The sequence below is a fragment of the Rivularia sp. UHCC 0363 genome (assembly GCF_034931125.1).
GTDB lineage: Bacteria > Cyanobacteriota > Cyanobacteriia > Cyanobacteriales > Nostocaceae > Rivularia.
Window position 1 is genome coordinate 1 of the sequence record NZ_JAYGHM010000024.1, and the last position, 633, is coordinate 633.

The window sequence follows — 633 nt, forward strand, 5'->3', positions numbered from 1 at the left end:
TTGGCTGCTGCTAGGGAGATTCAGTCTGCGGAGTCTCGCGCCGATGCTCTAAGTAGTTTGGCTGGTAAATCGCCAGAATTGTTACCAGAGGCATTGGCTGCCGCTAGGGAAATTCAGTCTGCGGCACGTCGCGCCAATGCCCTAAGTAATTTGGCTCATGTTCTGCCAGAATCGTTACCAGAGGCACTGGCTGCTGCTAGGGAAATTGAGGATGAAGATTATCGCGCCAAAGCCCTAAGTTGTTTGGCTCATGTTCTGCCAGAATCGTTACCAGAGACACTGGCTGCTGCTAGGGAAATTCAGCATGAGCCTTATCGCGCCAAAGCCCTAAGTTGTTTGGCTGATAAATTGCCTCCTGAATTGTACAGTACGGCACTGGCTGCTGCTAGGGAAATTGAGGATGAGTATTATCGCGCCTATGCCCTAAGTTGTTTGGCTGATAAATTGCCTCCTGAATTGTACAGTACGGCATTGGCTGCCGCTAGGGAAATTGAGGATGAAGATTATCGCACCGATGCCCTAAGTAGTTTGACCGATAAATTGCCTCCTGAATTGTACAGTACGGCACTGGCTGCTGCTAGGGAGATTAGGGATGAGTATTATCGTGCCTATGCTCTAAGTAGTTTGGCTGAC

At 49.4% G+C, this 633-nt stretch carries 1 pseudogene; it reads left to right on the forward strand.

What is annotated here, in order from left to right:
• Positions 1 to 633, forward strand: a pseudogene (locus VB797_RS15020) (hypothetical protein); the annotation flags it as partial.